This window comes from Aurantiacibacter sp. KMU-128 (assembly GCF_056933515.1).
Genome location: NZ_JBXORT010000001.1, coordinates 2143030 through 2163286 on the forward strand (window position 1 = coordinate 2143030; position 20257 = coordinate 2163286).

At 63.0% G+C, this 20257-nt stretch carries 22 protein-coding genes; 9 read left to right on the plus strand and 13 right to left on the minus strand.

Going from position 1 to position 20257, the window contains the following annotated elements; all coding sequences use genetic code 11:
- Positions 1-149: 149 nt before the first annotated feature.
- Positions 150-1370, minus strand: a complete 1221-nt coding sequence (locus ACS0VV_RS10520) for a threonine ammonia-lyase (protein WP_483532658.1) — start codon at positions 1368-1370, stop codon at positions 150-152.
- Positions 1371-1490: 120 nt separating this feature from the next.
- Here ACS0VV_RS10520 and ACS0VV_RS10525 point away from each other — a divergent pair, with 120 nt between their 5' ends.
- The 3 genes from ACS0VV_RS10525 to ACS0VV_RS10535 all read left to right on the plus strand — a co-directional run bounded on the left by ACS0VV_RS10525 (position 1491) and on the right by ACS0VV_RS10535 (position 4422).
- Positions 1491-2384 carry an NAD(P)-dependent oxidoreductase gene (locus tag ACS0VV_RS10525; protein ID WP_483532659.1) on the plus strand — a complete coding sequence of 298 codons (894 nt, stop codon included), beginning with the start codon at positions 1491-1493 and terminating at the stop codon, positions 2382-2384.
- Entirely contained in the window at positions 2381-4087 is a 1707-nt protein-coding gene (locus ACS0VV_RS10530; RefSeq protein ID WP_483532660.1) for an amidohydrolase, read from the plus strand. Before ACS0VV_RS10525 ends, ACS0VV_RS10530 begins: the two co-directional genes overlap by 4 nt.
- A gap of 83 nt (positions 4088-4170) precedes the next feature.
- A complete protein-coding gene (locus tag ACS0VV_RS10535; protein WP_483532661.1) occupies positions 4171-4422 on the plus strand; it encodes a hypothetical protein in 252 nt (83 codons plus the stop codon).
- A gap of 136 nt (positions 4423-4558) precedes the next feature.
- Here the strand turns inward: ACS0VV_RS10535 and tatC are convergent, their stop codons facing one another.
- From tatC to ACS0VV_RS10580, 9 genes are all read right to left on the minus strand, one after another.
- Positions 4559-5404, minus strand: a complete 846-nt coding sequence (tatC, locus tag ACS0VV_RS10540; RefSeq protein WP_483532662.1) for a twin-arginine translocase subunit TatC — start codon at positions 5402-5404, stop codon at positions 4559-4561.
- A 3-nt stretch (positions 5405-5407) separates the two neighbouring features.
- Positions 5408-5905 carry a Sec-independent protein translocase protein TatB gene (tatB, locus tag ACS0VV_RS10545; RefSeq protein WP_483532663.1) on the minus strand — a complete coding sequence of 166 codons (498 nt, stop codon included), beginning with the start codon at positions 5903-5905 and terminating at the stop codon, positions 5408-5410.
- A gap of 25 nt (positions 5906-5930) precedes the next feature.
- Positions 5931-6176 carry a twin-arginine translocase TatA/TatE family subunit gene (gene tatA / locus ACS0VV_RS10550; protein ID WP_483532664.1) on the minus strand — a complete coding sequence of 82 codons (246 nt, stop codon included), beginning with the start codon at positions 6174-6176 and terminating at the stop codon, positions 5931-5933.
- A 34-nt stretch (positions 6177-6210) separates the two neighbouring features.
- Positions 6211-6798: an SMC-Scp complex subunit ScpB gene (gene scpB / locus ACS0VV_RS10555; RefSeq protein ID WP_483533529.1), complete on the minus strand. Its 588-nt coding sequence runs from the start codon at positions 6796-6798 to the stop codon at positions 6211-6213.
- Between the two features lie 59 nt (positions 6799-6857).
- Positions 6858-7676, minus strand: coding sequence for a segregation and condensation protein A (locus ACS0VV_RS10560; RefSeq protein ID WP_483532665.1), 819 nt, complete (start codon positions 7674-7676; stop codon positions 6858-6860).
- Positions 7673-8692, minus strand: coding sequence for a beta-N-acetylhexosaminidase (gene nagZ / locus ACS0VV_RS10565; RefSeq protein WP_483532666.1), 1020 nt, complete (start codon positions 8690-8692; stop codon positions 7673-7675). The genes ACS0VV_RS10560 and nagZ overlap by 4 nt, the downstream gene beginning before the upstream one ends.
- Before the next feature lie 85 nt (positions 8693-8777).
- The gene (locus tag ACS0VV_RS10570) at positions 8778-9518 is read right to left on the minus strand and encodes an SPOR domain-containing protein (RefSeq protein ID WP_483532667.1); all 741 of its coding nucleotides are present in this window, start codon (positions 9516-9518) and stop codon (positions 8778-8780) included.
- Positions 9519-9521: 3 nt separating this feature from the next.
- A complete protein-coding gene (argS, locus tag ACS0VV_RS10575; protein WP_483532668.1) occupies positions 9522-11270 on the minus strand; it encodes an arginine--tRNA ligase in 1749 nt (582 codons plus the stop codon).
- A gap of 87 nt (positions 11271-11357) precedes the next feature.
- The gene (locus ACS0VV_RS10580) at positions 11358-12008 is read right to left on the minus strand and encodes a hypothetical protein (protein WP_483532669.1); all 651 of its coding nucleotides are present in this window, start codon (positions 12006-12008) and stop codon (positions 11358-11360) included.
- 104 nt (positions 12009-12112) lie between these two features.
- Between ACS0VV_RS10580 and ispH the strand changes: the two genes are divergently transcribed.
- Genes ispH through rnhA form a run of 3 tightly spaced genes read left to right on the plus strand, consistent with a single transcriptional unit; the run spans position 12113 to position 14506 of the window.
- Positions 12113-13087, plus strand: a complete 975-nt coding sequence (gene ispH / locus ACS0VV_RS10585) for a 4-hydroxy-3-methylbut-2-enyl diphosphate reductase (protein ID WP_483533530.1) — start codon at positions 12113-12115, stop codon at positions 13085-13087.
- 10 nt (positions 13088-13097) lie between these two features.
- Positions 13098-14069: a homoserine kinase gene (gene thrB / locus ACS0VV_RS10590; RefSeq protein ID WP_483532670.1), complete on the plus strand. Its 972-nt coding sequence runs from the start codon at positions 13098-13100 to the stop codon at positions 14067-14069.
- The gene (gene rnhA / locus ACS0VV_RS10595) at positions 14066-14506 is read left to right on the plus strand and encodes a ribonuclease HI (RefSeq protein WP_483532671.1); all 441 of its coding nucleotides are present in this window, start codon (positions 14066-14068) and stop codon (positions 14504-14506) included. The genes thrB and rnhA overlap by 4 nt, the downstream gene beginning before the upstream one ends.
- A 58-nt stretch (positions 14507-14564) precedes the next feature.
- Here rnhA and ACS0VV_RS10600 read toward each other — a convergent pair whose 3' ends face one another.
- From ACS0VV_RS10600 to ACS0VV_RS10610, 3 genes are read right to left on the minus strand one after another with little or no spacing between them, the layout of a single operon-like run.
- Complete coding sequence (locus ACS0VV_RS10600) at positions 14565-14741, minus strand: YegP family protein (RefSeq protein WP_483532672.1); 177 nt, start codon at positions 14739-14741, stop codon at positions 14565-14567.
- 57 nt (positions 14742-14798) lie between these two features.
- Positions 14799-15905, minus strand: coding sequence for an NAD(P)/FAD-dependent oxidoreductase (locus ACS0VV_RS10605; protein WP_483532673.1), 1107 nt, complete (start codon positions 15903-15905; stop codon positions 14799-14801).
- Positions 15905-16813 carry an alpha/beta fold hydrolase gene (locus ACS0VV_RS10610; protein ID WP_483532674.1) on the minus strand — a complete coding sequence of 303 codons (909 nt, stop codon included), beginning with the start codon at positions 16811-16813 and terminating at the stop codon, positions 15905-15907. The genes ACS0VV_RS10605 and ACS0VV_RS10610 overlap by 1 nt, the downstream gene beginning before the upstream one ends.
- A gap of 173 nt (positions 16814-16986) precedes the next feature.
- On the opposite strand from ACS0VV_RS10610, the gene ACS0VV_RS10615 reads away from it, so the two are divergent.
- The 3 genes from ACS0VV_RS10615 to ACS0VV_RS10625 all read left to right on the plus strand — a co-directional run bounded on the left by ACS0VV_RS10615 (position 16987) and on the right by ACS0VV_RS10625 (position 20252).
- Positions 16987-17496, plus strand: a complete 510-nt coding sequence (locus ACS0VV_RS10615; protein ID WP_483532675.1) for an A24 family peptidase — start codon at positions 16987-16989, stop codon at positions 17494-17496.
- Positions 17497-17571: 75 nt separating this feature from the next.
- Entirely contained in the window at positions 17572-18636 is a 1065-nt protein-coding gene (cpaB, locus tag ACS0VV_RS10620) for a Flp pilus assembly protein CpaB (protein WP_483532676.1), read from the plus strand.
- A gap of 65 nt (positions 18637-18701) precedes the next feature.
- Entirely contained in the window at positions 18702-20252 is a 1551-nt protein-coding gene (locus ACS0VV_RS10625; protein WP_483532677.1) for a type II and III secretion system protein family protein, read from the plus strand.
- Positions 20253-20257: the final 5 nt, after the last annotated feature.

Below are 20257 nucleotides of genomic sequence, written 5' to 3' on the forward strand. Positions count from 1 at the left end.
ACCAAGGCGCGTCGAACGGGCGATTGCAACTGCCGCCTGTGTTGCACGGCTGAATCGCCCGTAGAACCATGTTAACCAAAAAAAGCCGCTTGGGGAGGAATAATTTCCACAAGTCCCTTGCCCATGCAGGCAAAGCATCCCGTATCGGGTCAGTTCAATTCGACCTGGCTAACGGCATATCCCTTGGCGGTGAGCGCCTGTACCAAAGCGTCGAGTTGCGCCTTGTCGCGCGCTTCGCACTCGATATCGGTCACCAGCCCCTTGGCGGGCAGATTGGTGAAAATCCGCTGGTGATAGATCTCGATGATGTTGACGCTGTGCGCATCGAACTCGCGCATCACCTTAAACAGCGCGCCGGGGCGATCCTGCAAGGTAATCTGCAAACGGGCAAGACGGCCCGAGCGGGCGAGATCGCGCAGCAGCACATTGGCGAGCAAGCGGGTATCGATATTGCCACCGCACAGCACCAGTCCGATGCGCTTGCCGCGGAAGCGTTCGGGGTAGGAAAGGATCGCCGCCAGCCCCGCCGCGCCCGCGCCTTCCACCACCGTCTTCTCGATCTGCAACAGCAGGCTCACCGCTTCTTCCAGATGCGGCTCGTCCACCAGCACGATATCATCGACCAGCCGGTTGATGACCACTTGGGTGAATTTGCCCGGCTGCTTGACTGCAATCCCTTCGGCCAGCGTGTCGCCGCCGCTCGGCAGATCCTCGCCCTTGAAGGCATTATAGGAGGAGGGGAAAAGCTGCGCCTCCACTCCGATCACTTCGACCGGATCGGGCATCGCCTTGGCCACGGTCGCCATGCCCGAAATCAGCCCGCCGCCGCCAATAGGCACAACGATGCAATCGAGATCGGGCGCATCGGCAAACAGTTCGAGTGCCGCCGTGCCCTGCCCTGCGGCAACTTTGGGGTCGTCGAAGGGATGGACGAAAGTGAGGCCCAGTTCCTGCTCCAGCGTACGTGCATGGGCGCTCGCTTCGTCGAAGGTCTCGCCCTCCAGCACGACATTGCCGCCCACCGCCTCGGTCTGCATCACTTTCACCACTGGCGTGGTGCGCGGCATGACGATGGTGACCGGCACGCCTAGCCGCGTGCCGTGATAGCTAAGGCCCTGCGAATGGTTGCCCGCGCTCGCCGCAATCACACCGCGCGCACGCTGCTCGTCGGTCAGTTGCAGCAGCGCGTTCAACGCGCCGCGTTCCTTGTACGCAGCGGTGAATTGCAGGTTTTCGAATTTGAGCCAGATTTCCGCGCCGGTAATCTTGGAAAGCGTTTGCGAATACATGGTGGGCGTGCGCACCACTGCACCTTCAATCCGCTGTGCGGCTGCTTCGATATCGGCGAGGTTCAAAGTCGGCTCGGTCATGGGGAAGGTCGCCTAGCCGCTGGAACGGCGAAGGGGAATAGGGTGCAAACTATCGCCCCCTGAAAGATTGCCTTTCAGACGCATTGCCTTTGGCATGAGAACACGGCACCTATCCGCGCCATGACAGCAATCGCTTTTCTGGGCCTCGGCGTAATGGGCGCGCCGATGGCCGGACATCTGGCCCGCGCCGGGTTTGCCGTAACCGGATACAACCGCACCTTCGCCAAGGCGCAGGCGTGGGAGAAGGCGCTGGCGGACGAAGGGCTTGCGGTGAGTGTCGAAAAGAATGCCGCGCAAGCTGCTACGGACAAGGACGTGGTACTCGCTTGCCTCGGCAATGATGACGACGTTGCATCGGTGCTGTTCGGAGAAGCCGGGGTGCTGGCGGCGATGAAGCCGGGCGCGACCTTTGTCGATCACACCACCGTCTCCCCCGCTCTCGCCCGCCGGATCGACGAAGAATGCAAGCGGCTGGGCCTCCACGCGGTCGATGCGCCGGTGTCGGGCGGGCAGGCTGGGGCGGAAAACGGCCGGCTCGCGATCATGTGCGGGGGATCGGACGCGGCGATGGCGAAGGCCACACCGGTCATGGACAAATATGCCGCAAGGATCGTGCATATTGGCGGGCCGGGCGCAGGGCAGGCATGCAAGGCGGTCAACCAAGTGTGCATCGCAGGCGTGCTCGCGGGCCTCTCCGAAGGTGTGCGACTGGCACAAGCGACCGGTGTGGATACGGACAAGGTGCTGGAAGCGATCAGCGGCGGCGCGGCGCAAAGCTGGCAGATGGAAAACCGCTGGCAAACGATGGTGCGCGGCGAATTCGATTTCGGTTTCGCCATCGACTGGATGCGCAAAGACCTTGCCATCGCCTTGGGCGAAGCGAAAGCGGAAGGCCTGTCGCTCCCCGTCGCCGCGCTCGTCGATCAATTCTATGCGCAGGTGCAGGCTGCGGGCGGCGCCCGGCAGGATACCAGCGCGCTCATCCGCCATTTGCCGGAGGTAAAATCCAAGTGAAGTTACTCGCCACTCTGGCAGCCAGTGCTGCCCTCCTCACGGCCACACCCGCCTTTGCACAAACATGGATCGACAATGTCGACGGCATTTCCATCGACCGTGAAGGTAATGTCGACCGCTTTGTCGGCATAGTGATCGATGCTGACGGGCGCGTCGTGGAACTGCTCGATTTCGGCGACGATCCTTCCATCACCGTGCAATTCCGCGAAGATCTGGAAGGCCGCGTCATCGTGCCGGGCTTTATCGACGCGCACGCGCATCTCATGGGGCTGGGGCTCGGCACCATGGTGCTCGACCTGTCGGGTACGCGTTCGCTCGACGAGGCGCTCGCCGCCATCGCCGCCTACGCCGAGGAATATCCCGACCGCCCGTGGATTATCGGGCGCGGGTGGAATCAGGAAATCTGGGGTCTTGGCCGCTTTCCTACCGCTGCCGAACTGGACGCGGTGGTGTCTGACCGGCCCGTCTGGCTCGAGCGGGTTGATGGCCATGCCGGCTGGGCCAACACGCTGGCTTTGCAGGCGGGTGGCGTCACAGCCGCTTCGCAAGACCCATCCGGCGGGCGAATCGAACGCTTGCCCGGCAGCCGCGCACCGGCGGGCGTGCTGGTCGATGCAGCCATGCCGATGGTCGGCGCACAAGTGCCGCCGCCGCGCGCGCGCGACCGCGAACAGGCGCTCTACAACGCGCAGCAATTGCTGCTGAGCTATGGCATTACCGCAATGGCCGACATGGGCACGACGCTGGAAGACTGGATGACGATCCGCCGCGCGGGCGATGCCGGTTGGCTCTCGGTGCGGGTGATGGCCTACGCCGATTCGGTCGAAACCATGCTGCTGATCGGCGGCGAACGCCCGACCGACTGGCTCTATGACGATATGCTGCGGCTTAACGGGGTGAAGCTGTATCTCGATGGCGCACTGGGTTCGCGCGGCGCGCTGTTGAAGGACGATTATGAGGACGACCACGGCAATCGCGGCCTCCCGCTGCTCACCCCGGCGCAATTGCGCAATCTGATGAGCCGCGCCGCGTTAGGCAATTATCAGGTGGCGGTGCACGCGATTGGCGATGCCGCCAACGCAGAGGCGCTGAACGCGATCGAGGAGTTGTCCGCCGACTTTGGCGGCGACCGGCGCTGGCGGATCGAACACGCGCAGATTGTCGATCCCGCCGATATCGCCCGTTTCGGCCAGCACGGCATCATCGCAAGTATGCAGCCGGTGCACCAGACCAGCGATATGTTCATGGCGGAAGCGCGGCTGGGGAGTGACCGGCTGGGCGGCGCATACGCCTGGCGCACCATCCTGAATGCAGGCGGCACGCTGGCTTTCGGCACCGATGCGCCGGTGGAGCCGGTTGATCCGCTGGCAGGCCTTGCCGTGGCGATCAGCCGCGCCAACGCCGATGGCGAGCCGTTTGGCGGATGGCGCGCGGAAGAGGCGGTAACCCGCGAACAGGCGCTCTCCGCCTACACCGCCAATGCGGCCTATGCAGGCTTTGCCGAGGGACGCTTCGGGACGCTGGCACCGGGAGAGCGCGCGGACTTTGTGGTGCTCTCTGCCGACCCGCTCATGTCGAGCCCGGAACAGATTCGCGCGATCGAGGTTGAAGAGACATGGGTTGCCGGACGGCAGGTTTATGATGCAGATATGCAACGCCTGCCAAGCGATGGCCCCTCTCAAGGCGCAAATGTGACAGATTGATACCTAATTTTAGCTCGCCATTAACGCAAAGACGCGCTAGGGCGGAATCAACGAGGGATTAAATAGTGAGGATTTTACCCGCGATGACTGCCAAGTTGTTTACAACCGCCGCCGCCGCAATCGCCCTGACGGCTACGCCGACTCTGGCGCAGGAAAGCCAGTTTGACCGTGCACCGGCTTCGATTGATGCTCAGGCTGAACGGCTTGACGATCATGACGAAGACAACGGGCCCGGTTTGCTCGTGGGCATCTTTGCTCTCGCCGCCATTGTCGGTGCGATCCTGATCGCCGCTGGCCAAGAAGGCGAAGACGAAGTTCTGCCGACCAGCCCGTAAGCTGATCGCGGATCACAGAATTTGAAGACGGGGTCGCTTGCGGCCCCGTTTTTGTTTGTACAGCGCAGGAATTTCTCTCTGCTTGGCCTTGCCAACAGGGCGCGGGCCGGACGCGGAAAAAGCGCGGAACGCTGCCTCAGTCGGTCGGTTCGTCACCCGCAGCCGCGGTTTGCACCGCCGCTTCGCCCGAGGGCGTGCTGTCCTCAGCCTGGGCCGCCGCGGCTTCCTTCGCGCGCTTGCGTTCACTCAGCAGCATTAGCACTAGCGAGCCTTCGAACAGCAAGAGCAGCGGCAGCGCCAGCATAAGCTGCGAAATCACATCGGGCGGCGTAATCAGTGCAGCCAGAATGAACACTGCCACGATGACATAGCGCCGCACCGAAACCAGTTGCGACCGCGTAACCAGCCCCGCCGAATTCAGTAGCATCAGCAGCACCGGCAGCAGAAAGCTGATCCCAAAGGCAAGAATGAAGCGCATTACCAGATCGAGATACTGCCCCATCTCGGGCAGCGCATTGGCCGGCAGCCCGCCAGCCTCGCCCTCAAACCCAAGGAAGAAGTCGAAAGCCAGCGGCATCACCACGAAATAGGCAAGCGCCCCGCCCATGGTGAACAACACCGGCGTCGCCAACAGGAACGGCAAGAACGCCCGCTTCTCCTTGGCATAAAGGCCAGGTGCGATAAACGCCCACAACTGGTTGGCGATGATCGGAAAAGCGATGAAAAACGCCGCGAACAGCGCGACCTTGATCTCGACAAAGAACGCACCGTACAGCTGGGTGTAGACCAGCTGGCCCTGGCCCTCGGGGAACGCATTGGTCAATGGGCGCACCAGCAGGCCGAAAATCTCGTCGGCGAAGTAAAAGCAGCCTAAAAACGCCACCATCAGCGCTGCGACCGCCTTCACCAGCCGCCCGCGCAGCTCGATCAGGTGATCGAGCAGCGGCGCCTGTGTGTCATCCAGATCCTTGATAAAGCCCATGGCTCAGCCGTCCTTCGCCGGCGGATCGAGCGGCAATTGTGGCGCTGCCTCGCTGTCCACGGCGGGCGGCGTAGCATTTTCGTGATCGACTGCGCTCGCAGCAGCGGCGCGTTCGGCACGGGCCGCTGCCGCAGCTTCGGCCGCAACCGCTTCTTTTGCAGCAATCCGTTCCTCGGGTGAAAGTCCCTCCAGCCGCGCCTTTTGCTCGGGCGTCAGCTGGCGCGGCGGATAGGCTCCGGTCGGCTCCATCTCGGCGGGGGCGCCGTCGGGATGTTCGCGCATGATCTTCTCGTTCTGCGCCTTCCACTGCTTTTCCATGTCTTCCAGTTCCGCCTCGCGCACCATCGCGTCGAGTCCAGTGCGGAAATGGGCCGAAAGCTTGCGCATCTTGCCCACCCAGCGCCCCGCAGTACGGAAGGCCAGCGGCATATCCTTAGGGCCGATGACAAGCACCGCCACAATGACGATCATCAAGAGTTCGGTGGCGCCGATATCGAACATGGTGCGCGGCGCTCGCTAGGCAGGATCAGGAACGGGTGGTGTCGCCCGAGGTCGTCTCGGTCGTTTCACTCGAAGCGGGCGCAGAGGTCGCGGTGGGCGCCTCGATCCGTGCATTGTTCTCGGATGTGCTGCGCTGTTCTTCGTTCATGCCCTTCTTGAAGCTGCTGATTCCCTTGCCGAAATCGCCCATCATCTCGGAAATGCGGCCTCTGCCGAACAGGACAAGAACGACGACGGCGATGATCAGGATCTGCCAAATACCCGGCTGCATGAGAATTTCCTTGTGAACGCTTCAGTCGTGTAACTTAGGCGTTATCGCGGGGCATTTCCAGCGGTTCCTCGTCGTCATCGGGATCGGGAGCATCCGCAACCACCTGCTCGGCGGCAAGCTGCGCCTCTTTCTCCGCCACCATGTCCTCATAGGCATCGTCTACCGGATCGAGCAGTCCAGCGGCTTTCAACTCGTCCAAGCCGGGCAAGTCCTTGCGCGTTTCGAGGCCGAAATGGTTGAGGAAATCGGGTGTCGTTGCATAGATGACCGGACGCCCTGGCACTTCGCGGCGGCCGGCAACGCGCACCCAGCCCGCCTCCATCAGCACATCCAGGGTGCCGGATGACGTTTGCACCCCGCGAATCGATTCGATTTCGGCGCGACTGACGGGTTCGTGATAGGCGATGATTGCCAGTACTTCGGTGGCCGCGCGGCTCAGCTTGCGCGCCTGTTCCTTCTCGCGGCGGAGCAAATGGGCGAGATCGGGCGCGGTCTGGAATTGCCAGCGTTTGCCCCGCTCCACCAGCACAATCCCGCGCCCTTCATAGGCCGCCTGTAATTCGCCAAGTGCGTCTGCCACATCGGCATCGCCGACATGCGCGGAGATGGCCTCTTGCGTCATCGGCTCCTCCGCCGCGAACAGGCACGCTTCCACCGCGCGGGCGAGGTCGGAAACGGAGTTCACGCCACCACCCGCCGCAATGCGAGCGGGCCGAAGGCGTCGTCCTGCCGGATTTCTGCCTTCCCCATGCGCGCCAGTTCCAGCGCGGCAACAAAGCTCGATGCGAGCGCGCTCCTGCGCAGGCGTGGCTCGGCATTGGCAGGTAGGAAGCTGCGGATTTCCATCCAGTCGAGCGTCACGCCAAGCATGGCGGACACGCGCTGGAGCGCCGAATCGAGCGTCATCACCGGGCGCTCGGCAACCATATGCACAACCGGTTCGGTGCGCAGTTTCACCTGCCCGTAGGCGCGCACGAGGCTGAACCAATCGCATTGCCAGGCATTCTTGCGCAGCACTTTGAGGCCCTCGGGCGCACCGCGCGCAAACACATCGCGTCCCATCAAGTCACGCGCCATCAGCCGAGCGCCCGCCTCGCGCATTGCCCCCAGCCGTTGCAGTCGCAATTGCAGCCGCAGCGCCAACTCTTCCGGGGAGGGGTCTTCCTGTTCTTCCTTGGGCAGCAGAAGCGCCGATTTGAGGTAAGCGAGCCATGCCGCCATAACCAGATAATCAGCGGCAATCTCCAGCTTCAGCGCCTCGGCCCGCTCGATATACTGGATATATTGGTCAACCAGCGCGAGGATGCTGATCGCTTTGAGATCGACCTTCTGCCGACGGGCGAGATCGAGCAACAGGTCGAGCGGCCCTTCCCACCCGTCGAGTTCGAGATAGAGCGCGTTCGAATCGTCCGGCGTAGGGGCAGCAATGCCGCGCCAATCATCGGCGACCGTTTCCTCGGCGGATTCTTCGACCGTAAGGATGAGTTCGTCTTCGTTCATGCTTCGGCCCCGACCAGCTTTAGCAATTCATCGCGGGTGCGCAGCAATTCTTCGCGCGGTGTATCGTCAGCAACCTCGCCCACGCCCTCCAGCGCGCGCCCCAGCCTTTTGGCGGTCTGGTCGGACATCACCGGAAGCGCTTCTACGATGCCCGCCATATCGTCGATTTTTGCCCAACAATTTAGCACGATATCGCAGCCCGCCGCTATCGCCGCCTTGGCACGCTCGGGGATGGAGCCGTCGAGCGCCTCCATGTCGATATCGTCGGTCAGCAGCAGGCCATCGAAGCCGATGCGCCTACGGATGATTTCATCGATCACTTTTTCCGAAAGCGTCGCCGGATTGGCCGCATCCCACGCGGTGAAGCGGATATGCGCGCTCATCGCCATTGGTGCGTCAGTCAGCTTCGCGAAGGGTGCGATATCGATGGCGAGTTCTTCATCACTCGCGGTGACGACCGGCAAATCCTTGTGGCTGTCCACCAAAGCGCGGCCATGGCCCGGCATATGCTTGATGCAGCCCGCCACCCCGCCGCGCCTGAGCCCATCGAGCACGGCGCGGCCCAGTGCGGCCACTTGCATCGGCTCGCTGCCCAAAGCGCGGTCGCCAATCACGTCATGCGCGCCTTCCTGCCGCACATCGAGCAGCGGGAGGTAATCGACCGTAATGCCGCATTCGGTAAGGTCGAGCGCAAGCAGTTGCGCATTCGCCCGCGCCGCCTGGATGGCGCTGGCGGGAGCGACATCATACAGCTCGGCAAAGACGCCCTGCGGCGGATATTTGTCCCACACGGGCGGCTTCATGCGCGTGACGCGGCCGCCTTCCTGATCGATGCTGATGAGCAGATGCTCGCGCCCGTGCAGGCTGCGCAGATCATCGGTCAGCGCGCGCAGCTGTTCGCGGTTTTCGCAATTGCGGGCAAACAGGATGTAGCCTGCGGGATCGGCCTCCATGAAGAAGGCGCGTTCGTCATCGGTCAGGGTGGGACCGGACAGGCCGAAAATTGCGGGTGTCATCGACCGTATCTACGCCCGAATTCGCCGCATCGCGCAAGCATTTACGGATAGCAGGCGGGGGAAAAGACCGGCAAAACCGGCCCTGCTAGCGGATGTAGCAGTCCCCGCCGCCATTGCGGATCGCGCGGCAGGTGGCATCGGCGCTGGCACGGTCGCCCGCGATCGCTTGCAAACGATAAACGGTCGCCCCGTTCACATCGCCCTCGACCACGCGATACCGCATTCCGGAGAGCGCGCTGAACCGGCTGGTCGCGCTGCGCCAAGCCGCCTCGGCGTCTGCCTGGCTACCGAACGCGCCGATCTGGACATAGACATTGCTGCCGCTATCTGCCGCGGGCGTTGCACCGGCAGCGCCAGTGCCAGCACCGGCTGCCTCGCCCGCCTGGTCGACATCTATCGAGGGACGCGGGCTGTCGCCGCCATCCTCGCCCGCCACACGGCCGCGATCCTGATCACCCTCGGCGACCTGGAATGCCTGACTGCCGGTTCCTTCGACCTCGGAAGTAGCGCCTTCTTCGGGCCGCACCTTGTAGTCGCCTTCGGGCGCTTCGATTGTCGATCCGTCCGGCACCATTTCGGGATCGGGGGCTTCACGCGACAACCACCAGATAGCGCCCAGCGCCAAAGCAAGAGCAACCGCCGCAAATGCAAGGAGGCGCACAAAGCCCCAGTCGAAGCCCCGTTCTTCTTCGTACTCGTCAGCTTCCAGCCACGGCAAATCTTCGTCTTCGTCGGTGAGGTCGAGTTGCTCTTCCTCCTCCCACGTCGCTTCGATTTCGCCGTCCTGGTATTCCAGGTCCTCGTCCCGATCGCCCGGATTATTCATCGCTCACAACTCCTCGACCGCTTCGACCCCCAAAATGGCCAAGCCGTTTCGGACTATCTGCCCGATTTGGGACGCGAGAAAAAGCCTTGCCGCCGATACATCCGGTTTATGTTCCAGTATGAACCGTTTTTCCGGATCGTCATTCCCCAGATTCCAGAAGGCGTGGAACGCTGCCGCCAGATCGTAGAGGTAGAAGGCAATGCGGTGCGGCTCGCGCGCTCGTGCCGCCGCCTCGACTTCGCGGGGGAATTGCGCCGCTTGCTTGACCAGGGCCAGATCGGCCTCGGTCAGCAGGTCGAGATGCACGTCCGAGGGCGTAATCCCTGCGTCTGCCGCCTTGCGCAGCGTCGAACAGATGCGCGCATGGGCGTATTGCACGTAGAAGACCGGATTGTCTTTCGAGGCTTCCACCACTTTGGCGAAGTCGAAATCCATCTGCGCTTCGGGCTTGCGGGTGAGCATGGTAAAGCGGACCACATCCTTGCCCACTTCATCGACCATATCGGCTATGGTGATGAAATTGCCCGAACGTTTGGACATTTTCGCCGGTTCGCCGTCGCGCAAGAGTTGCACCATCTGCACCAGCTTCACATCAAAGGGGGTAACCTCACCCTTACCGGCGGACAGCGCGGCCACCGCCGCCTTGATCCGCTTGACCGTGCCTGCATGGTCCGCGCCCCAGATATCGATCAGCGCATCGGCGGTTTCGGCCTTCTGCATATGATAGGCAAGGTCGGCCCCGAAATAGGTCCACTTGCCGTCCGACTTCTTGATCGGGCGATCCTGATCGTCGCCGAATTGGGTCGAGCGGAACAGCGGCAGTTCGACCGGCTCCCAGTCTTCGGGCGGGGCCTTGCCCTTTGGCGCTTCGAGCACGCCGTCATACACCAGATCGTGCTGGCGCAGCCATGCCTCGGCGGCTTCGGGCTTGCCCGCCGCTTGCAACGCCGCTTCGGACGAAAACACATCATGATTGATGCCAAGCTGCGCCAGATCGGACTTGATCACCGCCATCATCCGCTCGACCGCGAAGGCGCGGAAAATCGCCAGCCACTCGGCTTCGTCAGCGCGCTGGTAGCGGTCGCCGAATTCCTTTGCCGCCGCTTCGCCAACGGGGATCAGATAGGCGCCGGGATAGAACCCTTCCGGAATGTCGCCAATGTCTTCGCCCAGCGCCTCGCGGTAACGCAAGTGCGCAGAGCGTGCGAGCGTATCGACCTGCCCGCCGGCATCATTGACGTAATATTCGCGGATCACTTTGTGCCCGGCAAATTCGAGCAGGCTCGCCAGTGCATCGCCCACCACCGCGCCGCGGCAATGGCCCATATGCATGGGGCCTGTCGGATTGGCCGAGACATATTCGACATTCACCGTTGTGCCCGCGCCCATGTCGGACTTGCCGTAGCTATCGCCGAGCGCGGCGATGGCGGCGATTTCCTCACGCCACACGGTCGGCGCGAGGCGCAGATTGATAAAGCCCGGCCCGGCAATTTCGGCGCTTTCGATCAATGGGTCGCGCGACAAATGCTCGACGATCTTTTCAGCCAGCGCGCGCGGATTGGTGGCGGCGTGCTTCGCCAGCACCATCGCGGCGTTGGTTGCCAGATCGCCATGCGCGGCATCGCGCGGCGGCTCCACGCTGACATTGCCGCGCGGGCTGCCTGCGGGAAGCACGGCTTCGCCTTCCAAAGCGGCAAGGATGGCATCGATTTTGGCCGCAAAGGCGGCGTAAAGGGTTTGTGATTTGGTCATATCATTCATGCGCTCCAGCACAGGCTGGAGCCTTTCCGGAAGAGGTCCCAGCATTCGCTGGGACTCACACTTTTTGCAAGAGCGTGATTAGCGCGTGACGTTGTAAGCCAGCTGCTCTTCGGTAAGCTGGAAGCCGATCAACAGTTCGAACGTCGCGCGCGCCACCGCGGCGCGGACATCGGGCTCGGACAGCGGATCCACCGCAGCGGACAGGTCGCCCGCGCGGCGTCGCCGCGTGATGCGTTCACGGATATCCTCGGGCAAAGTCGCTTCGGCACGGCTGACATAGCTTTCCGCCGCGCCGCTTGCCTGCGCGCGCTCCTGCCCGTCGGCGAAAGTGAGCGTCACCGTGCCCACACGCTTCGCCACCACTGAGGTGCCCCCGCGCATCACGGTGGAGAAATAGGGCAGTTCGACCGTGCGCGCGCCGCGCGTATCCCGCCGGGTTGCCACCACATCAAACGTGGCGCTGGTGTACACCAGATCGCCCTGGTCGTTGCAGGTCGAGCGGACATTGGTGATCGCCGCAGAAACATCCAGCGCATCCGCCGTGCGTGCGCCATCGCGGCTGAACAGCGTCACATCGCCGGTATAGTCGGGCACGCCCACCGCCGGGCAGACCGAACGCAGCGCGGTGATGCCAACGCCCTGATCGACAACGAGCTCGCCATCCGATGCACAGCCTGCGAGCAGGGTGGCGGAAGCGGCGAGAGCAAAAAAGGCGGATCGAAACTGCATAAACGTCCTTGATACTGGCACAGGAATGGCGACATGAGCGCCGGATTCCTTTCCAAGCCCCCTAGCCCTTTCGCCGGAGCCCGACAACCGCTAGAGCCATGACTATGAACGCCCCCTTTCAGGAATCGCCCGTGAATGGCGACAAATTGCCGCTCAAGGTGCTGATCGCCGCCCCGCGCGGCTTCTGCGCCGGTGTGGATCGCGCCATCGACATTGTCGAAAAAAGCATCGAGCGTTTCGGCGCGCCGGTCTATGTGCGGCACGAAATCGTTCATAACCGCTATGTGGTGGAAGGCCTGCGCGAAAAGGGCGCGATTTTTGTCGAGGAACTGGACGAAGTGCCCGACGATGCACCGGTGGTGTTCAGCGCGCACGGCGTGCCCAAGTCGGTGCCTGCCGAGGCAGAGCGGCGCAATATGGTCTATCTCGATGCGACCTGTCCGCTGGTGTCCAAAGTCCACCGGCAAGCAGAGCGGCAGATCGAGAAGGGCCAGCACATCATCTTTATCGGGCACGCGGGCCATCCCGAAGTGATCGGCACGATGGGGCAAGTGCCCGAAGGCCGGATGACCTTGGTCGAGACTATCGAAGATGTGGGCAAGCTGACTTTCTCGCAGGAAGACAGCCTCTCTTTCCTCACCCAGACCACGCTGTCGGTAGACGATACCGCCGAAATTGTGGCGGCGTTGATGGCGCGCTATCCGCAAATCGTCGCGCCCAAGGCGGAGGACATTTGCTACGCCACCTCGAACCGGCAGGAAGCGGTAAAGGCGATGGCCGATTCCTGCGATCTGTTGCTGGTGATCGGCGCGCCCAATTCCTCCAATTCGCTTCGGCTGGTCGAAGTAGCAGAGCGGCTGGGCACAACCTCCTACCTAATCCAGCGCGCGGACGAGATTGACCCGGCATGGCTCGATGGAATCGGCACCATCGGCGTCACCGCGGGCGCTTCCGCCCCCGAAGTGCTGGTGCGCGAAGTGGTGGCGAGGCTCGCTGAATGGCGTGCTATCGAAGAGCAGGAGGTCAAAACGACCGAAGAAAAGATGACCTTCAAGCTCCCCCGCGAACTGACCGACTAACGCGGCATCGATGGCCGTTTACACCCAGCTTTCCGCCGAGAGCCTGGCCGAACTGATTGCCTGCTATGATGTGGGCGAGCTCGTTTCGGCCAAGGGCATTGCCGAAGGCGTTTCCAATTCCAACTGGCTGATCGAAACCACCGGCAGCGCGGCTAATGGCGCGCGCTTCATCCTCACCATGTATGAACGGCGGATCGACATAGGTGAGTTGCCCTTCTTCCTTGGTCTGCTCGATCATCTGGCGGCCAAAGGCGCGCCGGTGCCGCGCACGATTCACGACCGGGAAGGCAATGCCTCGCGCAGCATTGACGGCAAGGCGGTGGCGCTGATCGAATTTCTGCCCGGCATCTCGGTCGATCATCCCACGGTCGCGCAGGCGCAGAGCGTGGGCGTGGCGCTCGCCAAAATGCATCTCGCGGCGCAGGATTACCCTGCCACTCGCGCCAATGATCTGGGGCCGGACGCATCGGCGCGCGTCTTGTCCGAATGCGGAGAGGCGGCGCTCGCGGCGATTGATCCGGCTCTGCCAGCCGCGATTTCCGAAGCGAAAGCCATTGCCGCAGCTTGGCCAAGCGATTTGCCCGCCAGCGTGATCCATTCCGACCTGTTTCCAGACAATGTGCTGATGCGACGGAGCACGGTCACGGCGCTGATCGACTTCTATTTCGCCTGCAACGATGCCATGGTCTACGACCTTGCGGTGACCCATGCAGCGTGGAGTTTTTCCAAGGACGGCAATAGCTTCCGCCCCGAAATCGGACAGGCCCTGCTCGCCGGTTACCAGTCGGTACGCCCGCTGCTACCGGCCGAGGCCGAGGCCTTGCCGGCGTTAGCGCAGGGCGCGTGTATGCGCTTTGTTTCCAGCCGCGCGCAGGACTGGATCGACACGCCCGCCGATGCCTTGGTGACACGCAAGGATCCGATGGATTTTATGCGCCGCTATACATTCTACCGGTGCGAAGGAAGGGGTGCCTTCGGGTGAAGCAGGTCGAGATTTTCACCGATGGTGCCTGCAAGGGCAACCCCGGCCCCGGAGGCTGGGGCGCGCTCCTTCGCATGGGGCGGCACGAGAAGGAGCTCTCGGGCAGCGAGGCGGAAACCACCAATAACCGCATGGAAATGACCGCCGCGATCCGTGCGCTGGACGCGCTGATCGAGCCGTGCGAGGTCACGCTCTATACTGACAGCAAATATCTGATCGATGGCATCACCAAATGGGTGCATGGCTGGAAGAGAAACGGCTGGGTCAATGCCAGCAAGAAGCCGGTGCGCAATGCCGATTTGTGGCACGATCTGATCGAGGTTTCGGGTTCCCACACCATCCACTGGCAATGGGTCAAAGGCCATAGCGGCCATCCGGAAAACGAACGCGTGGACAAACTCGCCAGCGATGCCGCCGAGGCGGTGGCCCAAGGCTGAAACGAAAAGGGCCAGTCCTTCGCGGACCGGCCCTTCGGAAACATCGTGTCAGCGCAGCTTAGCTGTCATCCACCACATCGGCGCCCGGGCCGTTCTTCTTGATCGATTCGATAGCATTCTTCGCGCTCGCCTTCGAGGCGTAGCCTTCAGTCGAGAACATGATCTCGTCATTGTATTTGAAGCGCACGCGGAACTCGCCTGCCTTGTCCTTGTAGATCTGGAAATGGTGAGCCATCGAAAGCCTCCTCCTTGGTGTTGTTAGCGGTTTACATACCAAACATCGCCCGCTTGGCTAGACCATCGCCGGGGCAAAGCGGGCGGGGGTGTATAATTTTACATCGAGATCAGCCGTCATTCCATCACGCGGCGCGCCCGCGAGCAATTGCGCCGCGAAACGCGCCGCCGCGGGCGCGGTCTGGATGCCGTAGCCACCTTGTCCGGCGAACCAGAAGAAGCCCGCTATGCCGGCGTCATAGCCGTAGACCGGCAGCCGGTCTGGCGCGAAACTGCGCAGCCCGGCCCACTTGCGCTCGACCGCCGCGATCCGCCAGTCCACCACTTGCTCGAACCGGTCGATGGCGAGCGCGATGTCGATTTCCTCCGGCGCGGCGTCGCACGGTTCTGACGGCGTTTCGTCATGCGGGCTGAGCCAGAGCTTGCCATGTTCGGGACGGAAGTAGAACGCGCCCTCCAGATCAATCACCAGCGGCAGATCGGCGAGTGCAGGTGGTTCAGTGCGCAATTGCGCCACCGTGCGGCGATAGGGGGTAATGCCCAGCGGCGCGACACCGCAGGCGCGCGCCACCGGATCGGCCCACGCGCCCGCCGCGTTGACAACTACGTCCGCGCGCACTTCCCCCGCTGCTCCGAAATCGAGCCGCCATCCAGCGCCCTCCCGCTCCGCCGCGTCGAGCCGGTGTCTTACGCGCAGCTCCGCTCCGCCGCGCTTGGCCAAAGCGAGATAATGCTGGTGCAAGCCCCCCACATCGATATCGGCGCAATTGGGCTGAAGCAGCGCCTGCGTCCATTCCCCGCGCACGCCGGGCAGCCTTGCTTTCAATTCCGCCCGGCCAAGCGGCTGGATCGTCACCCCGGCATCACGGAACTGGTGCATGAAGGCGGCCAGCGCCTGCTCTTGCCCCTCGCGCGCAATATACAGGCCTGCACGCGGCGTCAGGAATCCGCCATCGCGCAGGTAATCGCCGGATGCGAGGGTGAGCGGTACCACGTCCGTCCCGCCATAACATTCCTCGCGGAAGGCAGCGGAGCGGCCCGTGGTGTGATAGCCGGGCATATCCTCCGCCTCGGCCACCAGTACCGAAAGATGCGGCACAAGCTCGGCAGCGATACTGGCCCCTGCTATCCCTGCACCGATTATAACAACGTCAAAACGGTCCATTAGGCGGGCGCTTCCTTGGCGAGGAAGGCGTCAATCGCAGCCAGGGCACGGTCGCGAATATGGTCTGTCTCGCGCAGGATTTCATGCGCCGCTTCGTTGCCGAACACCAGCGAATCGACGTGCGGCATCCGCGCCAGCGCGCTGCGTATGGCAGACGGGCTGACCAGCTTGTCTGCCTCGGTAGCGACAATGAAGGTGGGCGTGGTCACGCTTTCCAACGCACCGCGCGCGAACAGGGCGGAAGAGCTTTCCATCGCTCCGCGCACCCAGCCCCAGCTGCCCGGCCCCAGTTCCAGTTCGGGCCGCGTGCGCCGCCACCATAGCTCGTCTTCATAGCGCGCCTTGTCATGCGTCAGCAGCAGCTGGCGCATACTTGGCGTGACGCCGGGCTTCTCGCTCATTTTCCATGCCGGTCGCTTGGGATCGCCGATCCGCGCCATGACATTGGCGAATCCGCGCTTCAGCGGCATCGGCACAAATTCTGGCGAAACATCGAGCATCGGCGCCGATAGCACCAGCGCATCGGGCATCGGGTCGAGCACTTTTTCTAGCACGGCGCGCAATACCAAGTGCCCGCCCATCGAATGACCGACCAGCACCCGCGGCCCCTTTTGCACGGCAGCCCAGCCGCGCCAGTAATCCGCCAGATCGGCAATCCACAGCGCGAAATCGTCGATATGGCCTGTGCGGTTGTCATTGCCCAGGCGTCCCGAACCGCCCTGCCCGCGCCAGTCTGCCGCCTGCACCTGCCAGCCCTTCAGCCGCCAATGTTCGAAACTTTCGAGGTATTTCTCATAGGCATCGCCGCGCCCCGCCATGAACAGCATCGCCCCGCGCCCGGCCGTATCCGCAGGCGGCGCGGGCCAGATGATATGGCGGATTGGATGCCCGTCTGCCGCGTGCCACATTCCCTCCACTGCCCCAGCAGGAATGGCACGCCTGTCAAAGGCAGTCGCGGCATCAGTGGCGGCATCACCGGCGACTACGCTTGCTGTTTGCCTAATTTGAACCTCCTGCCTGTGGTTACTTTTTAGTAAGTCATACGCGCTAGCACGATGCTCCAGATTACTTTGGGGACATCATGTTGGACGATCCGATCAAATACGGCCTGCTCGGTGCATTGGCAATCGCGCTGCTTATCGCAGCCTTCACCGATCTCAAGAGCCGTCGCATCGCCAACTGGCTGAACCTCGCGATTGCGATGGGGGCGCCGCTGTACTGGTTCGCCAGCGGCATGAGTGTCTGGCCCGACATGGCGATTCAGCTTGGTCTGGGTATTGCCGCCTTTCTCGGCTTTTCCGTCCTGTTCGCGATGAAGTGGATGGGTGGCGGTGATGTCAAATTGCTGACTGCATTGGCGCTATGGATGACACCGGCGGTCTATCTGAAGCTGCTCATCATGATGGCGCTGCTTGGCGGCGTTCTGACACTGGTCTTCGGTGCCTGGAACGTGATGTCCCGCCGCAATGTGAAAAGCAGCGAGAAGAATCCGCTGACGATCCCCTACGGCGTGGCCATCGCGCTCGCCGGTCTCTGGAGCATCGGCAGCTTCTACATTCCCGCTTCTGCTGTCGCGGGGGTGACGGGGTGAACCTCATTTTAACCAATGCCGCGGTATTCGGCACAACCATTATTGCAAGATCCAACTGAGGGGGCTTGACGCACCATGGATAAGAAGAAGCTCATTTTGCTGGTAGGAGCGCTGGTCATAGCGATCGGTACCGCTCTTGCTGCCCGGAGTATGTTCGCCGGTGCCGCAACGCCCGAGGTTGAAGCCGCCGCGCCGGAGCCGCAGGGCCCGAAAGTGCTGGTGGCCAAGCGCAACCTCCCGGTTGGCACGATCATCACCGCCGATGCCATGGCTTACCAGCTGTGGCCGCAGGAACTGGTGCAGGACGCTTACTTCATCGACGGCGAATCCGACATGGAATCGCTGCTTGGCACGGTGGTGCGTCACCCGATCACCGCTGGTGAACCGGTCACGCAGGGCTCGCTCGTTTCGCCGGGTGACCGCGGCTTCCTCGCCGCTGCGCTCGGGCCGGGTATGCGCGCTGTGACAATTCCAGTTTCCGCCCGCACGGGTGTGGCCGGCTTCATCTTCCCGGGCGACCGTGTCGACATGGTGTTGACGCAGACCGTCGCCGGTGAAGGTGGCGCAGGCGCGCCGCTGCAAACCTCGGAAACGATCCTGACCAACCTGCGCGTGCTCGCAACCGACCAGCAGACCGAAACCAGCTCCGATGAAGAAGGCCGCACGGTTGTTCGCGCCTTCAGCACGGTGACGCTCGAAGTGACGCCGCGCATCGCCGAGAAGATTGCCGTGGCGCAGACCATTGGCACGATCAGCCTGTCGCTGCGCTCGATTGCCGACAACCAGACCGATCTCGAACGCGCGCTGGCTTCGGGTGATGTGAATCTGCCCGAAAACGCTTCGCCGGAAGAGGAAGAGGCGCTGCTCCGCCGCGCTGTCGCCCGCCCGGGTGAAGGTGGCACGACGTTCGTGACCGGCGGCGATGTCTCGCGCTTCCAGCGCAGCACGGTGCCCACGGCTCCGGCGGTGCGCGATGCTGCTCCGGCGGCACCCATGGCTCCGGCGCAAGTCCAAGGCGGCAATGCGGCACCCGCCGTACCTGCCGGCCCGACCGTGCGCGTCCGCCGCGGTGCAGCAACCACTGTCGAACCGGTCAATCGCGGCGAAGGCCGACTGCTTGACCGGCAGGGGGGTCGGTAATCGCCATGACCCTGATGTCTAACACGACCCGCAATTCCACCGCCTCCGTTTCGAAAGGCAACACTATGACCAGCCGTCTTATGAAGACAGTCATGAGCGCCGCTGTGGCACTCGCTCCGCTGGCAATGCTGCCGGCCACGCAGGCCCAGGCCCAGACGATCCGTCCGGCACAGGATCTCGTCCTGTCGATCGGTCGCGGTGAACTGGTGACGGTGCCCGGCAACATGGCCGACATCTTTATCGCCGACAACACGATCGCCGATGTACAGGTGCGCTCGGAGCGTCAGCTCTATGTCTTCGGCCTCGCCGGTGGCGAAACCACGATCTACGCCAGCAACTCCGCAGGCGATATCATCTGGTCGGCCAATATCCGCGTCGGCTCGAACATCGATAGCGTCGATCAGATGCTGTCGCTGGCCATGCCCGAAGCGAATATCGCAGTGTCCACCATGGGCAGCAACACGGTGCTGCTGACCGGCACGGTGGCTGCTCCGGAAGATGCTGCCGAAGCCGAACGGCTTGTGCAGGCCTTTGTGGGCGAGGAAGCCAATGTGATTTCCCGCCTGCGCATGGCAACCCCGCTACAAGTAATGCTGCGCGTTCGCTTTGCCGAAGTCAGCCGCTCGCTGGTGCGCAATATCGGCATGAACCTGTCGACTGTCGACAGCACGGACGGCTTCCGTTTCGGCCTCGGCCAGGGCCGTTCGCCGTTCTCGCAGATCACTCCGGGCGGCGCGCCCGTCGCAGTGGGCGGTGCTCTGCAAGGCGATGGCTATAACATCGTCGACCAGCTCTCGCCCGGTTCGACACTCGCTGCCTTCGGCGAGTTTCTCGGCCTCGATATCGGTTCTGCGCTCGACCTCGGCGAACGCCGCGGTCTGGTGACGACGCTTTCGGAACCGACACTGGTCGCACTTTCGGGTGAAACCGCCAGCTTCCACGCCGGCGGCGAATTCCCGATCCCGCTGAGCCAGGGTCTGGGTACCACCACTGTCCAATATCGCGATTTCGGTGTCAGCCTTGTCTACACGCCGACGGTGCTTTCGAACGGCCGGATTTCGATCCGCGTGCGTCCGGAAGTCTCCGAACTGTCGACGCAGGGCGCCGTCGTTCTCAACGGCTTCCAGATCCCCGCATTGACCACCCGCAGCGCGGAAACGTCGATCGAGCTGGGCTCGGGCGAAAGCTTCATGATCGCCGGCCTGATGCAGAACAGCTCGCAGAACACGATCGACCAGATCCCCGGCGTGGGCGATATGCCGATCATCGGCAATCTGTTTCGCTCGACCGAGTTCCGCCGCGGCGAAACCGAGCTGGTGATCGTGGTGACGCCGTATCTGGTGCAGCCGGTCAATGATCGTGACATTCGCTTGCCGACCGATGGTTATGGCGTTCCGGGCGCTGCCGAACAGACCCTGTTCGGCCGCGAAACCAGCCGCCAGCCGGGCACCCGCCCGATGCCGCGTCCGGCGAATGGCGGCCCCAATGGCCCCGATCTCAGCCTGATTGACCAGACGGGCACTGCGCTGGCCGGTGGCCAGCAGCCGCAAGGCGCGCCCGCCCAGTCGGCCAGCGCAGCCGCCCTGCCCGGCTTCAGCTTCAACAACGGAGAGTGATCCCC

Coding starts and splice junctions, on each gene's coding strand:
- ACS0VV_RS10520 (WP_483532658.1), bottom strand. CDS start 1,370: ATGACCGAGCCGACTTTGAACCTCGCCGATATCGAAGCAGCCGCACAG.
- ACS0VV_RS10525 (WP_483532659.1), top strand. CDS start 1,491: ATGACAGCAATCGCTTTTCTGGGCCTCGGCGTAATGGGCGCGCCGATG.
- ACS0VV_RS10535 (WP_483532661.1), top strand. CDS start 4,171: ATGACTGCCAAGTTGTTTACAACCGCCGCCGCCGCAATCGCCCTGACG.
- tatC (WP_483532662.1), bottom strand. CDS start 5,404: ATGGGCTTTATCAAGGATCTGGATGACACACAGGCGCCGCTGCTCGAT.
- tatB (WP_483532663.1), bottom strand. CDS start 5,905: ATGTTCGATATCGGCGCCACCGAACTCTTGATGATCGTCATTGTGGCG.
- tatA (WP_483532664.1), bottom strand. CDS start 6,176: ATGCAGCCGGGTATTTGGCAGATCCTGATCATCGCCGTCGTCGTTCTT.
- scpB (WP_483533529.1), bottom strand. CDS start 6,798: ATGACGCAAGAGGCCATCTCCGCGCATGTCGGCGATGCCGATGTGGCA.
- ACS0VV_RS10560 (WP_483532665.1), bottom strand. CDS start 7,676: ATGAACGAAGACGAACTCATCCTTACGGTCGAAGAATCCGCCGAGGAA.
- nagZ (WP_483532666.1), bottom strand. CDS start 8,692: ATGACACCCGCAATTTTCGGCCTGTCCGGTCCCACCCTGACCGATGAC.
- ACS0VV_RS10570 (WP_483532667.1), bottom strand. CDS start 9,518: ATGAATAATCCGGGCGATCGGGACGAGGACCTGGAATACCAGGACGGC.
- argS (WP_483532668.1), bottom strand. CDS start 11,270: ATGACCAAATCACAAACCCTTTACGCCGCCTTTGCGGCCAAAATCGAT.
- ACS0VV_RS10580 (WP_483532669.1), bottom strand. CDS start 12,008: ATGCAGTTTCGATCCGCCTTTTTTGCTCTCGCCGCTTCCGCCACCCTG.
- ispH (WP_483533530.1), top strand. CDS start 12,113: ATGAACGCCCCCTTTCAGGAATCGCCCGTGAATGGCGACAAATTGCCG.
- thrB (WP_483532670.1), top strand. CDS start 13,098: ATGGCCGTTTACACCCAGCTTTCCGCCGAGAGCCTGGCCGAACTGATT.
- ACS0VV_RS10600 (WP_483532672.1), bottom strand. CDS start 14,741: ATGGCTCACCATTTCCAGATCTACAAGGACAAGGCAGGCGAGTTCCGC.
- ACS0VV_RS10605 (WP_483532673.1), bottom strand. CDS start 15,905: ATGGACCGTTTTGACGTTGTTATAATCGGTGCAGGGATAGCAGGGGCC.
- ACS0VV_RS10610 (WP_483532674.1), bottom strand. CDS start 16,813: ATGTGGCACGCGGCAGACGGGCATCCAATCCGCCATATCATCTGGCCC.
- ACS0VV_RS10615 (WP_483532675.1), top strand. CDS start 16,987: ATGTTGGACGATCCGATCAAATACGGCCTGCTCGGTGCATTGGCAATC.
- cpaB (WP_483532676.1), top strand. CDS start 17,572: ATGGATAAGAAGAAGCTCATTTTGCTGGTAGGAGCGCTGGTCATAGCG.
- ACS0VV_RS10625 (WP_483532677.1), top strand. CDS start 18,702: ATGACCAGCCGTCTTATGAAGACAGTCATGAGCGCCGCTGTGGCACTC.